Source organism: Paraburkholderia sediminicola (assembly GCF_046026855.1).
Classification (GTDB): Bacteria; Pseudomonadota; Gammaproteobacteria; order Burkholderiales; family Burkholderiaceae; genus Paraburkholderia; species Paraburkholderia sediminicola_A.
Window position 1 is genome coordinate 1 of the sequence record NZ_JAQQET010000030.1, and the last position, 14,205, is coordinate 14,205.

General features: G+C 63.0%; 7 protein-coding genes. 1 reads left to right on the plus strand and 6 read right to left on the minus strand.

The annotated features are described in order from the left end of the window. Nucleotides 1-499: 499 nt before the first annotated feature. Entirely contained in the window at nucleotides 500-2,503 is a 2,004-nt protein-coding gene (gene rpoD / locus PQR40_RS27995) for an RNA polymerase sigma factor RpoD (RefSeq protein ID WP_408339777.1), read from the plus strand. Nucleotides 2,504-2,965: 462 nt separating this feature from the next. On the opposite strand, the gene PQR40_RS28000 is transcribed toward rpoD, so the two are convergent. The 6 genes from PQR40_RS28000 to PQR40_RS28025 all read right to left on the minus strand — a co-directional run bounded on the left by PQR40_RS28000 (nucleotide 2,966) and on the right by PQR40_RS28025 (nucleotide 13,937). Beyond that, nucleotides 2,966-3,763: a YfaP family protein gene (locus tag PQR40_RS28000; RefSeq protein WP_408238519.1), complete on the minus strand. Its 798-nt coding sequence runs from the start codon at nucleotides 3,761-3,763 to the stop codon at nucleotides 2,966-2,968. A 22-nt stretch (nucleotides 3,764-3,785) separates the two neighbouring features. Then, the gene (locus PQR40_RS28005) at nucleotides 3,786-4,571 is read right to left on the minus strand and encodes a YfaP family protein (RefSeq protein WP_408238704.1); all 786 of its coding nucleotides are present in this window, start codon (nucleotides 4,569-4,571) and stop codon (nucleotides 3,786-3,788) included. 197 nt (nucleotides 4,572-4,768) lie between these two features. Beyond that, nucleotides 4,769-6,625, minus strand: coding sequence for a DUF2300 domain-containing protein (locus PQR40_RS28010; RefSeq protein WP_408510287.1), 1,857 nt, complete (start codon nucleotides 6,623-6,625; stop codon nucleotides 4,769-4,771). Nucleotides 6,626-6,636: 11 nt separating this feature from the next. Further along, complete coding sequence (locus PQR40_RS28015; protein ID WP_408510288.1) at nucleotides 6,637-11,430, minus strand: alpha-2-macroglobulin family protein; 4,794 nt, start codon at nucleotides 11,428-11,430, stop codon at nucleotides 6,637-6,639. Further along, a complete protein-coding gene (locus tag PQR40_RS28020) occupies nucleotides 11,427-12,146 on the minus strand; it encodes a DUF1175 domain-containing protein (RefSeq protein WP_408339783.1) in 720 nt (239 codons plus the stop codon). The genes PQR40_RS28015 and PQR40_RS28020 overlap by 4 nt, the downstream gene beginning before the upstream one ends. Further along, nucleotides 12,147-13,937, minus strand: coding sequence for a DUF2138 domain-containing protein (locus PQR40_RS28025; RefSeq protein WP_408393139.1), 1,791 nt, complete (start codon nucleotides 13,935-13,937; stop codon nucleotides 12,147-12,149). Nucleotides 13,938-14,205 lie beyond the last annotated feature (268 nt).

Below are 14,205 nucleotides of genomic sequence, written 5' to 3' on the forward strand. Positions count from 1 at the left end.
GACGAGATTATGAAGAACGGTCGGCACGTCGTCAACCCCCTTTTGTGAATTTTCTTTGGGGCAAAAGCGAATCAACGCCAGAACTTGCGTCCAGCTATAGCGCCCCTATATATAGTGAGGCGGCAAAATGTGAGCACGCCGTGTGAGGACGCGTGAGTTCATCTATAGTAGGAGGCTTGTCGTTAGGCGCGACGAATGGCCGGCACGCCGTTCGTAACGAGCACCCGCCCATGACCAGCGGGGCGCGAGGGAGTCTGCGACAGGAGTGCACGACAAAATGGTGTGCTCACAATGAGCGCGAAGGCGCAAGGTCGTATATAATGCGAGCCGCGCGAATTTCGCACTTTTCTATCGGCCCGCTTCACGCGGGCTCATCTTTTTTGCTCCCCAGAGCACAGCCAAACAACCGCGTTGAGTCACTCAGGTGATGTTGAGCCATGCTCGAAACGCCTGACGGTCGCGTCTTGCGTCTCATAGCGAAGCCTCTAGAGGAGAATACGTGAACCCTTTTGATCGCGAAGATTCGCAACACGAAACTGCCGGCTACACCGCCAAGGCGCCCGCTGGCCGCACAGCCAAGGGCAAAGGCGGCGGCAAAGCGATCCCCGTAGCGGCTGAACTTGCGCCGCAACAAGCCGAAGAACGCCAGCGCCAGATGCGCGCGCTGATCCAGCTGGGCAAGGAGCAAGGCTACCTGACCCACGCGCAGATCAACGACCACCTGCCCGACAACTTCGCGCAAACGGCGGCTATCGACAGCATCGTCAGCGCCTTCAATGACATGGGCGTGGCGGTCTACGAGCAGGCTCCGGATGCGGAAACCCTGCTGCTCAACTCGAACGCCCCCGCCGTGGTGTCGGACGATCAGGCAGACGAGGAAACCGAAGTCGCGTTGTCCACCGTCGATTCCGAGTTTGGCCGTACGACCGACCCCGTGCGCATGTACATGCGCGAAATGGGCGCAACCGAGTTGCTGACCCGCGCGGGCGAAATCGCGATTGCGAAGCGCATCGAAGACGGTCTTCACGAAATGGTGCAGGCGATTGCCGCTTGCCCGCTCGCGATCTCCGCCATTCTGGCGAGCGCCCAACAGGTCGCGGACGGCGAATTGCGCATCGACGAGCTGGTCGACGGTCTGAATGAGGACACGGTCGCTGCGGAAGACGCCAGCGCGAGCACGGACGCCGCGGCGGACGTTGACACCGACGCGACCGACGATGACGACAGCGATAGCGAAGAAGACGACGACGCCGGCCCGGCCGATTCCTCGGCAGCGGACGAAGCACGTCTGAAGCAGCTCACGAACGACTGCCTCGAAATCTTCGCCCAGGTCGGCATCCTGTCCGACCAGATGAACGCCTCGCACACGCGCGGCGACGTCAGCTCGAAGGCCTACCTGCGTGCCCGCCAGGAGACCCAGCAGCACCTTGCCAAGATCCGCTTCACGGCACGCACCATCGACCGTTTGTGTGGCGACGTGCAACATCAGGTCGCGCAGGTTCGCGCGATCGAGCGTCGCATTCTGCAAATCGTCGTGACGAAGAGCGGCATGCCGCGCGAGCAGTTCATCGAGTCGTTTTCGGGTCATGAAGCCGACCTGGGCTGGACTGAACGTGCCGCGCGCGGTGCGTCGGCGTTCGGCGCGGCGCTGGAACGCCATCTGCCGGCGATCCAATCGGAGCAGCAAAAGCTGATCGACATCGAGGCGACCGTTTCGCTGCCGCTCAAGCATCTGAAAGAGATCAATCGTCAGATGGTCGCGGCTGAGTCGAAGATGCGCAAGGCCAAGAGCGAGATGATCGAGGCGAATCTGCGTCTCGTGATCTCGATCGCGAAGAAATACGTGAACCGCGGCATGCTGTTCCTCGACCTGATCCAGGAAGGCAACATCGGTTTGATGAAGGCGGTGGACAAGTTCGAATACCGCCGCGGCTGGAAGTTTTCGACGTATGCAACGTGGTGGGTTCGCCAGGCCGTGACGCGCTCGCTCGCCGATCAGGCGCGCACGATTCGCGTGCCGGTGCACATGATCGAAACGATCAACAAGCTCAACCGCATTTCGCGCGAGATCTTGCAGCAGACCGGTCAGGAAGCCCATCCGTCGGTGCTCGCCGAACGCATGGAACTGTCGGAAGAGAAGGTGCGCGGCATTCTGAAGATCGCCAAGCAGCCGGTGTCGATGGAGACGCCAGTCGGCGACGACGGCGACGCCACGCTCGGCGACATGATCGAAGATTCGGCCGCGTCCTCGCCGGCTGATGCAGCGATGCAGGCCGACTTACGCGCCGCCATCGACGACGCGCTCGACTCGCTGTCGCCGCGCGAAGCAAAGGTGCTGCGTATGCGCTACGGCATCAACACGAAGTCGGACCACACGCTTGAAGAAGTCGGCAAGCAGTTCGACGTCACGCGCGAGCGGATTCGTCAGATCGAAAGCAAGGCAATGCGTAAGCTGATGCATCCGAGCCGCGCAGATCGCCTGAAGTCGTTCCTCGACCGTTAAGCAAACGGGTTGCGCTTGTCGTGCGTCACGCACGGCAAGCGCACGCCGCACACGTTGCTGCGCATCCAGTCTCATCCACACCGCGGTGAGCATTACCACGTCATATGTTTAGTTCCTTGATGCCCCTCGGCCAGATCGGGAAGGCTGTCGTCGAGCCATTCGATCCCGCGTGACGTGTACATGGCCATCGCCGGAATGCGTAGCGCGTCGACCGGTTCGACGGCGACGCCTCAAGCAAGCAAAGAAATGTTCCCGCCGATAGTAATACCCGCTGCCAGCCAACGCCCCGCAGTGTAAAACGCATTGCGCGTTTCCTGAGGCTGATCCGGTCGCTCGAGGCCGAGCGTATCCTGCGCAAGACTCACACAAGTCGTTGAGCATGTTGAGATTTCACCCTCTGCTCGCACCGGGTCCCAAGCAGCGGAGCGTGCGGCTCCGCGGGCAAAATGCATTGCCTTAGGCTTAGGGCATCACAAACGTCTTCACGAGCGTCAGTTCGCCGGGCTTACGCATCGGCACGCGAATCGTTTCGCTCTTCTCGTCCGGCGTATTTTCGTTCGTGATGATCGTTACCTGCGCGACGGTGATATCGCTGCCGCTGTTTCCGTTGCCGTAATAATTTACGTACACCAGATACGTACCCTTCAACGGCGCCGCCGACGAGTAAATCTCCGGCCCGTAGCCGGTCGTCACATCCACGTCGAGCGCGCCGCCGTTTGGCGCCACGCGGTCCCCATACCAGGTATGCACTCCGTCCGGCGAGACCACGTGCAAATCCAGATCGGTTCCGTCGGTGTCCCACGCGAGCACCACGCGCAACTTCGGCTGGGTCTTGCCGCTGTACGCGTCGTAAAACTGGACGCGCTTGCGCGAACCATCCGGCGCCCGCAGTTCAACGCTGTTGCTGCCGGACGGAAAGGCGTAAGGCCGCGAAAATTTGCCGTCCTCTTCCACCCGCTGAGGCAACGGCGTACCGTCGACCACCAGCGTGCCCACCGACGTGCCCTTTTTCTTCGGCGCGTTGCGGATTTGCCCCTCGATCAGCGCGAACTTCGACTGCCCCTCCGGCGTCGTGACCGACACCGCCGGGTAATGCACATCCTGCGTATAGCGCTCGCTGTCGCCGCTGGTGTTGCGCCAGCCGTTCAGCGGCGCGCCGAAGTCGATATCGCTCGCGTACGCCACCGTCGCAGCCTGCAAACAGGCGACGACGAGCACCATCCAGCCAGCCTTCACCCAACCCGTCGTCTTGACCTTCATCGTCACTGCTCCCATCCCGCTGTCAGAGTCGTTCGCTTTTCACGAGTAGCAGGTCGCCGATCTTGCGCAGCGGCACGACCATCGTTTCACGCCGCTCGTTCGGCGTGTTTTCATTGAACACCAGCGTCAACGTCGCGGTAATCACGTCGCGCTCGTGCGCGGCGGCGTCGAAGTTGTAGCCGGTCGAATCGAAGTTGCCCCAGTAATTCAGAAAGAACAGCCACGTACCGTGCTCGGGCGCCGCCGACGAAAATATCCCCGGCCCCGCACCGTCCACCGAATCGACGTCGAAACCGCTGCCGTCTTCGAGCGTCGGGTTGGCGAAGAACGCGTGCAGACCGTCCGGCGTGATCACATGCAGATCCACCTGCGCTTTCGGATCATCCCACGTGACGATCGCGCGCAGCTTCGCTTGTGGCTTGCTGCGGTCGGCTTCGTAGAACTGCATGCGCTGGCGTTGTTTGCCGTCGGCGGAAATCAATTCGATACTGTTCGAACCCGCGCCGAACGCCCACGGACGCGCGAATGCACCTTCGTCGTCGGTATAGAGCGGCGTCGGATTGCCGTTGACGACCAGCGTCGGCGGCTTGCGGGCGTGTTTGTCGATGTGCTTCAGGCGTCCTTCAATCAGCGTGCGATAGCGCTGCGCGCCACGATCGACCGGCGGCCGGGGATATGCCGCGACGAAGTGCTCGCCTTCGTTCGTCAGTCCGCTGTGACGCCAGCCACCGAACGCGCCGGTGAGATCGGCGAGCGCGCCGCCACCGCCGCCATCATTTGCGCCGGCAGCTTGTACATTCGTCGCAATACTCGCCGCCAGCGCAGCCGAGGCCACGGCAATTGCCGTGCAAACTCGAACACCGCGCGTATGAGGTGGCAAGGTAACTGCCACGCGAACTCGAACGCACCGCATAAGAGGCGCCAAAGCAACGGCCGCAAGAATTCGAACGCGGCGCATCACAGGGAGCGCGCGGAACATGGCGGAAAGCGAGCGCGAGACGGTATTCATTGGATCGGATTGTCGGTACGAATCAGCGTGCGCGCGGTACGTTCGACGAACGCTTCATCGAGGCCACGCGGATGATGCTGGAACGCGAGGTGAATATATTCATGCGCCAACGCGATGCGATCTTCTTCAGTTTGCAGGCGATACACGTACACGCGATTGCGCTGCGCGTCCGCATAGGGCCGCCCCTCACGCACCGCGCACACGGCCGGCAGATCGGGCGTTTCATAGCCAGCCGCACCGTCCATGCGCCGCGCCCACAACGGCGCGTTGCGCTGCAGCCATTGCTGCGCGCCGGCCACCTCGATGCAATCGCCGGACAACGGGCTCTCGAACGACGTCAGGGTCGCCTGCGGCCAGGTGCGCGAGAGGATGGCGTCGAAAGTGAGACCGGTTTGCGCGAGCGCCTTCGCGGCAAGCCAGCTCATCTGACCGGGCGCGGCCTTGTCGTGGTGATACTGAACCGGCACACCGGTGAGCACCAGTGCGTCAGTCATATCAGCCGCACGGCGCGCCGCAGCAGTCGGCACGCGCGGCAGGACGCGCTGCGTGCTGCTGCTATCGTCAATACGGAAACAGCCGTGGTCGTGATTGCCGTGCTGCACGACGTAGGACCGCGCCGCCACCGCCAGCGCTTTCGCCGCTTCCGGCTGGCTCGTGTCGCCTTCGCGCTCGACCACTCGTGCGACGTAGTCATTCATGCCGAAGCGGCCGACCACTTGTGGCGCACCTGCGGCGTCGCGATCGAGCCGCAGTTCGCCGCGGCTTTCCACACGCGCCCAGTTGCCGTTGACGAAACCGATCCGGAAATCGCCACGCAGCGGGCCATCGGGCGCCGCCGCAGGCCCCTTGTCGCCGAGCACCTGACGAATCGGATAGCGGCTGAAGAAATCGACCAGTACGCACGCGTTGTCGTCCGGTACGGTGATTTGCTTGAGCAAGGGCGCGATGCGCGGCGCCGCGGCGGCCAGTACGCGCACGCTGCCGCCGGGGCCGCCCAACCACACCGGCGTGCCGTCAGCGAGCCAGCCTGCCGCGCCGCCAATCGAGGCGCCAGGCCGCGCCGGGTCCGGCATCGTCCACGTTTTGGCGCGCAGCACGCTGCCATACAGCGATACGGTGCCCTCACCGCGTCCGCTCGTCAGCACCGACACCAGCGTACTCGCCGCCGCTTCGCGTGGCCGTGCCGGCATCGCCTGCAATGCGGCGAGCAGGTCGGTCACCGGCACGCGGCGCGTGGGCGTCATCGCGTGCAGATCGCGCAGCCAGACGGGCGCATGCGCGGCCGTCCAATACTTGCGCCAATCGGCGGGATCGAGTTGAAGGCGTGCAGGCTCGAAAAAACGTCCGCACGACTGCACCAGCGCATGTTCACGGTCGATGTGACCACCCGTCATGCAGCAATACACTTCTTCAGGATCGCCGCCGCTGCAGGTGTAATCCGGCGTGGCGATATTGCGATCGACCAGATAACCGTAAACGAACAGCTTCCACACGCTGCCGAGCGGCGTCTCCAGGGTCGTCGGCAACGGACGCGCGGACTGCGGCACGAGATCGTCCGCGGCGCCACGGGCGTTGAACTGCCAAAGCTGCGATTGGCCGTCGCGCAACCAGGCGAAGTGCAGCGTTTGCGACGAGGACGCGGCGAACGACGAGTTCGACGTTGAGCCTCGCGATGAGCTTGACGACGCAATCGGCAACGAGCTCGCCCCCGCAGCTAGTGACGCACTCGACGATGCCATCACCGCAGCCGCTGCCGCACCTGTTCCACCAAAAACACACCCCGCCCCCACGGCGAGCGCGATCCGCAGCATAGCTGCCAGACGATCGCGCGAGTGCCGAAGAGCGAAGAACATGGCGATCTCACTTACTGAATACGCAGGGTCGTCATGCGATCGCTCTTACCGCCTTCGAACGCCTTGGCGTCCGGCTGATACATGCGGAAGTAGCGGGCGGGCGGCAACGCGAACGTGCCCGGCAAAGCAAAGCGCACCAGTTGCCGCAGCGTCACCGGACGATCGAGCAAGGGCACCGGCTGGTGATAGGCCAACTCGCCCATCTCATACGAAGCGGCACGCGCGAACGGCTGTGGACCGCTGACCCCTTCCTTCTCGCCCGGCAAACCGTCGATCGACACACCCCAGCTAGTCGCCTCGACATCGCCGCCCGGTGGCAGCGGCACGTCGAGCAAACCGTAGTGGTAGGCGTTGCCGGAGCGCGGCGTGAGCGTGACTTCGTCGATGTACAACGCATTGCTGTCGATCGCATCGCCTGGCTTTACCCGACGTGCGGTGAACGCCGAGCGGCCCAGTTGGCTTTCGGCATCACCCGCCTTCTTCGGATCGGCTTTCACTTCAAGCGGCTCCAGCTTGTAGAAACGACGTTCGACGGTGATGTTCAGACGACTGTCCTCGCTCGTATGGCTGCGGAATGAGACCAGTGCGTTCACGTCGGTGCGCGCGCCGCCTGCATCGAGCGTGGTCGGAAGTGCCACGCCGGTCCATTTCCACAGCGGCGTGCCGGTCGGCGTCGAAGCGCGCGTCCAGCCCGCTCCTTGCAGCGACGGCAGCGAAGCCGGCGCCGCGTCGCCTCCGAGCGCTTTGCGCACCCACAGCAACGTGAGCGCGCGATCGAGTGTCGGATAGTCGGCGCTGCTCTTCGCGAGCAAGGCCGATGCATCGACCGCCGCGCCACCGTCGCCACCCGTCATATAAAGCAGGCTCTGCACAAGCGGTGCGGGATCGTTAGCCAATGCCGTACGCGCGGCGCTCATCGTGGCATCGAAGCCATCCGGCAGTTGAGCACTCGTACTGCGCGCCATGTTGGCGACCAGCAGCGTCGCCATTTGCTTGCCGCGCGGCGAATCGGCTTGCGCGAACACGATGCTGTCCGACGCGCCATACGTGCCGTTGCGCGCAGGGGTCGAAGCATTGCCCGTAGCCGCTGCATCGCTCATCAAGTCCGCCGCGACGCCCGACACCGGCGTTGCGACCGGCAAGCCCATCTGCTGCATGAACCAGAGCGCCAGCGCACGATGCAGCAGCGGCTCTTTCGCCCCCGCATCGCGATAGACGTCCATCGCATGCTGCCAGTTGTCGGCAGGCAGCGTAATGCCGAGGCTGCGGCTCGCGAGCCAGTCCGCGTAGTACGCGTAGGCGGTAATCAGCGAACTACCGCCGGTCGTATCGCCCCACCAGCCGAACGTGCCGCCGACACCCGCCAGCATCGCCAGACGTTGCCGCTGATTACGCAACAGCGCTTCGAGTCCTTGCGTCGAACTGGCGTTGTCACCACGGCCGATGGCGTCGTGAGCAAGCGCCAAAGGAATCAGACGACTCGACGTCTGCTCGGCGCAACCGTACGGGTAATTGATCAGATCGTCGGCGACGCGCGCGAATTGGCTCGCTGCACTGCCGATGAAACGCACGCTGACGTCCTGCGCATCTTGCGGCAGATTGAGCGGCTTGTTCGAGCCGTCGAGCGTCACCGTGTTCTGATGCAGATCGAGCCAGCCGCTCGCATCGAGATGGATGGTGGTCTGCACGCGATCCACATCCTTACCCGCACGACGCAAGGTCGCGTTGATCACACCCGCCTTCAACGCGCCAGTCGGCAGACGCAAATAGTTGGCGCCGCGCTTAAGCGTGACCTTCTGGTTCAACGAGAGGCCGCCGCCGTCGACCACCCACTCGGCGTCCATATCCGCGTCGGTCTGATTGAAGGCGATCATGTCGACGGCTGGCTGATCGTTGACGCGGAAATGCGCAGGCCCGCTCCACTTGAGATACAGCGCCTTGTCCGAACGCACGTAGGCCGTGCGTTGGCCGACCATGCCGTCCGCCGCCGCCGCGCGCACGGTGACACGCCAGCGGGCCAGCGAGTCCGGCATCTTGAACGTCATGGTGGCGTGACCGTTCGCGTCCGTCTTCAACGTGCCTTCCCACGCGGCCGTGTCCTGATCGTCACGACGCGGCCGTTCGAGCACTTTCACGCCGCGCTCGTTGTAGTTCGCGCGTTGCGGGCCGCCTGGCGCGCCCTTCAACGGCGAGCGCGCCAGGTCGTACGTAATGAACGACAGACTCGACGACGTCCGCACATTATTACGGCGCGGGTGATAGAAAAAGTCGACGATATCCGGCGCGATTTCCGGTTGCAACACGTAGACCATTTCATCGACCACACTCACCGTCAGATTCGCCGCTTCCGGCTTGCCATTCAGCGTGCTGTCGAAGTTCAGCGTGACCGTATCACCCGGACCGTACACCGGCTTGTCGCTCTTCACATTCAGTTCGATCTGCGGTTGCGCGACCACGATGCCGGCGTTCTGGAACACGTACTCGCCGGCGTGCACGTACAACACCGAGAACACCATGTTCGGCGCGAATTCTTCGCCGACCTTAATGCGCGCTTTCCACTGCGACGGCGCCACGCGTTGCAGTTGCAGCCAGTCGCCGCCGGCTGTCAGCAAGGCACGGTGTTCAACGTTGTCGCGCTCCAGCGTCAACAAGGCATCGTCGACCGGCATGGGGAACGTGATCAGCGCCTCGGCGGTATCGCCGATCTTGTATTTGTCGCGATCGAACACGATCTCGACGCTACCCGGAATCGCCTTCAGGCCATCGCCCGCAACCCAATGACTCGCAGCGGCGAGCAGATTACCTGTGTCGTCCTTGACCGACAGCATGTACGAACCCGGTTCGTCGAATTGCACCGGGAACGACAGCTTGCCGCCTGCCGTTGCGCCTTTGAGCGTGCCTTCGCCGTGCGTCTGCGATTCGAGCCGCGTCCATTCCCACTTGGCCGGCGCATGTGAAGACGGATCGATCGTACCGAGCGCTTGCAGATCGAAATTGACCGCTTCCTTAGGTTGCGAAAACGACTTGGCTGTCGACAGGCGATAAGGCGTCGCGCCGCGTGCAATCAGCACCTCACGCGTCACACGCACCTTGTAGGCCGCGCCGTCCTGCGCGAACAGCGTCAACGCATAACGGCTCGGTTCTTTGGCTGCGGGCAGCGTGAGGCTCGCGTTGCCGTCGCTGTCGGTTGTGAGTTCCTGCTGTTCCAGTTTGACCGGAAACAGCCCGGCATAGCGCAGTTCACCATCGACGATCGTCACTTTCTGCGCTCGCAGCGTGACCGAAACCTTGCTGTCGTGCACCGGCTTGCCGTCCGGATAGCGCAACTGGATCTTGCCCTTCAGTTGCTCGCCTGTCGCATAGTCGGCTTTATCCATCGACAGATTGACGTCGAAATGCGGCTTCACGTATTCGGCGACGCGAAATGCGCTGCCGTATACATCGCCGTTGTAATCGAAGTGCAGCGTGTAGCCGCCGGCGGTGGCATCGGCAGGCAGCGTGAAAGACAACTCCGCGCCCGTATCGGAAGCAAAATGCACCTTGCTGGTCGCGACCGGCGAACCGTTCGGATCGAGTACGTCTAGCTTGATATCGGCGTCGGCAGGCGCGGTAGATTGCGTCGCGTTCTGGAACGTACGACCGATGAACTTCACATGCACCGCATCGCCGGCACGGTACATCGGACGGTCGGTCACCGCGTAGATCTTGGTGTTGTAGATCTCGCTGTCGTAATAGAAATTCTCCGAGACGAACACGCCGCCTTGCGGATCGGTGCCGAGCACGTAACTACGCTCGGGGCTCACGTGTTGCAGCACCAGCGCACCGTCACTGCCGGTGGCGCCACTTTGCAGCACGCCTACGCCGTCGGTCCAGCTCACGTCGGTATTCGGCACCGGCTTGCCGTTATCGCGCCGCGCGGTCCACACCAGCATGCCGCTCGACGCCGCTTTCACGACCGCGACCGTGTCCGATACGAACAGCAAGGTATGCGCGCGATAGTTGCCGATCACCGCCTCGACGATATACAGCCCCGGCGGCAGTTTGCCGACCGGAATCATTACGTTGCCCGAACTCGCTTCAATAAAGTTACTGCTGCTGCCCTCGAGGTTCACCCCCTTCGGCGGCGCAATCACCTTCGCGTCCCAGATCGGATAGCGAAAGCGCGCGACCATGTCATAGCCTTTCAGCGGCGCGAATTGGGAGTTTTGCTGGAATTGCGTCTGCTTGCCGGCCTGCTCGCCGAGCTTGAATTGCGGTTCGGCTTCAGTCGCCTTGCTGCGTGTCGCGAACGACAGCACGCGTTGCCAGGCGCGGCGTGCTTCGGTGAACCAGCGGTCCCACAGATAAGCCAGCGTATTCGCCAGCCCTTCGCCCTGATAGTTCGGCGCGACATTCAGGCGATGCAGATTCTTCTGCGCCTTCAAAAAATCCAACGGCTTTGGCACGCGATACACGACGATGTCCGCGCCGCCATACGCTTGCAGTGCATCCTTGAAGTCGCGGCCGGGCGCTTCCAGCCGCACCTGCGCCAACTGATCGCTGCCGAAGCTCGCGTCCGAGAGCAGAAAGAACGGTTGACCGTCGACCTTCTGCGAAGCGAAATTGCTCGACGGCGCCGGTTGCAAGGTCGGGTTCGCGGCGATGTTGGTGTCGGCGGCGGTGCTCGAAGCGTCGTCGTCGGCATGGGCCGCCGGTGCGATGACGAGCGTCATGGCCGCGAGAAGCGCGACCGCAGCGAAGCCCGCGCGACGATGCAAGTTGCCGAGCCAGGCGCGCGACGCAGTGACGAAGTTCATTCGGGTCATGGTGTCAGAAAGTCCAAACGAAACACGCCAACGAAATTCGGATTGCCGTCGAGCGGCTGCCAGCGGGAATCTTTCCATTGCATCAGGTCGGAGACGGCCACGGCGCGCAGACCGGTATCGGTCGGCGTAACGGTGCCTGTGTGATAAGCGATGTAGCGATCCAGCCAGATCATCAGATGCTGGTCGTCGCCCTGGTCGAAGAACAGCAGGTCGCCAGGCAGCGCCTGGTTGACGTCCTTCGAAACAAAACGGCTATTGCGTTGAATCAGTGCGATCGCCGAGGCGTATGCGCCGCTGGAACCGTCGAGCTGGGTCCAGCGGTTCGCGATTCCGCGTTGCGATGCGGACAGTTGCAGTTCGGGCGGCATGCTGCTGGTGTCCGCGAGACTGGTCATGCCGTTGGCGCGCAACCATTTGCTGTCATGCGGCTTGAGCGTTTCGCCGACGGCAAAGCGCACGAGACCCGCGCAATCGCGTTGCGTCCAACGCGGCGTCGGGCCGCGGCGCATTTGCTGGTCGACGATGCGCACGAACCAGGCGCGAAACGCGGCGGATTGCTGCGGTGAGAGCGCGTCGGGGTCGGGCGACGCGGCGGTGCTCGTGAGCGCGTTTGCACAGGGCGCGAGGCCGGCCATCATGAACGCGGAAGCCGCACGCGCGAGCCAGGCGCGGCGCGTGATCACCGGCGCCGCGCCGGAGACGTGAACGCGGCGCACTCAATCGCCCTCGGTGCCGGGCTGATCCGCAGGCGCATCGGCCGCGCCCGTGGTGGCATCGGCACCTCCGCCCGCCTTCGCACGATCAAACCACCACTCCACCGGCACCCAACCTGTGGAGCCGGGCAAGTTCTGCGGCAGCGTCAACGAAACCGGCGGGTAATGTGCGAGCGCATGCAGCTTCGGCACGAGATGAGTACGCGAGGCATTGCGGAACACCGCTTCCTGATCCGCCGGCAACGCCGCGCCCGCTTCGCGTTCGATCAACGCAGCCGCGGACGAAGGCGTCAGCGTGAGAATCGTGTGCGGCAGACGCTGCGGCGCGAGCGTGTCGGCGAGCGCCGGATAGCGCTTGTCGAGCACAGCGAGCGTATCGTCGACGAGACGCGAATCAGGAGAGAAAATCAGATAACCGTGCGCCAGTGCGAGCGTCACCGGGAAATAGCGCTCCGCCGACAGTTGCGATGCGAACGACGCCTTGCTCGACACGGCAGTGCCAGAGCGCGCACTGACCGGTCGTTGCCACACGGTGACGCTGGCGCCCTGGTCGTGCTTCGTGACCGGCAAGCGACGATAGCCCGCGTCAGCTTCGCCGGATTTGGCGGCCTTCGCCTCGTACGCGCCGATCACGTCGCCAAAGGTTTTACCGAGTGCGGTCTTCAGCACAGCGAGGTTCGCCACGTCCTGCGTCTTCACGCGAGCGACGAAGACCGGCGCGACCAAAGTGGACTTCGCATACCAGCAGACGGCCGCGGGGCCGGCGAGCTGATCGCCGATCGCAGCGGCGCCATCCGCGCCCACATCCGTGACCTTGCCCAACAGACCCGATGCCTCTTTCCAGTCGGCCGGCAGGCTCGTGCACGCCGCCGGATTGGCCGGCAACGCGCGCCACAAGTCGGCACTGTTCCACTCCTGAGGCAACTTGCCCGGCTCAATCAGCGCGGAGGTCTGCCAGTTCGCCGCGGCATTGCCATTCGACGAAAAGTCGAAGCGCAGCGCATCAATACCCGAGAAAAACGCCTGATAGCCAAACGACAAATAATTCGCCGACACCACCAGCCGGTGCCCCTTCGGTGCATCGCCGGGCGCGTCCAGTTGATAGGCGCGCGCCGCATCGTCGCGGCCTGACGAAAGCATCTCGGACACGGCGTCGGCCCGCTCGCCCAGCAAGCTGCCTTTCGCGTCGAGCAGCACGCCGGGTGCGGACATCACGACAAGGCGGTCGCCTTTCGTCGCGAACAGAATCGTGCGGCCAACCGCCAGCTTCAACGCGTAAACCGGTACGTCGCCGGAGAGCCTGGCCACCTGGCTCAACTGCGAGTCACTGGCGGCGACGTTGCCGAAGCCTTGCAGCAGCTTCGCCAGACCGTTACGGTGCATCGACATCACCCAGTAGCCGAGGCGGCCATCCGGCGAGCGCCACAGCAGCACGTGCGCGGGTTCGTCGAATACGCGGCGGATCAATTCATCGCGCCAGTCCAGTTGATGTTCGAATGCGAAACGCCGCAGCGTGCCTTCTGTGGATAACCGCGTGTCGTTCGATTCGTAATAGTCGACGAAGTCCTGGGTCAGCACGTCGTGCAACAGCGGCACGCGCAAGATGTCGCGCGGCAAACGCGAGAGCGCTTCGCTGTCGATCACCGCATCCGGATGATGAATATCGAGCACGACTTCGGCGGTCTCGGCGGCTTTGCGATGCGCGAATGGACGCCACACCGCCTGAATGACCACGCCGGCCACGACCAGAAGACCGACTACCAGGATTGCAATCTTTTTACGCGACATCTTCATCTGATTTTTTCTGGTTCGATGCGACGGTATTAACGTGGATGACCGATGAATTAACTCATCGGAAGCCTTCGCCGAAGGCAGCGATGATAACCGATATTTTTAACCCCAAACCAGTGACACTCTTCATTTAACAATCAGCCATGTTTCAGGAGTTTGACGGAAATATCGAGCGAGTGGGATTAAATCATTAGAAAGCGTGTCGGCTCGAAGCAGCGACTTGAGTTAAACAGCATGGGAAGACGGCGCCGGTCTACGGAGAAAGCAGCAC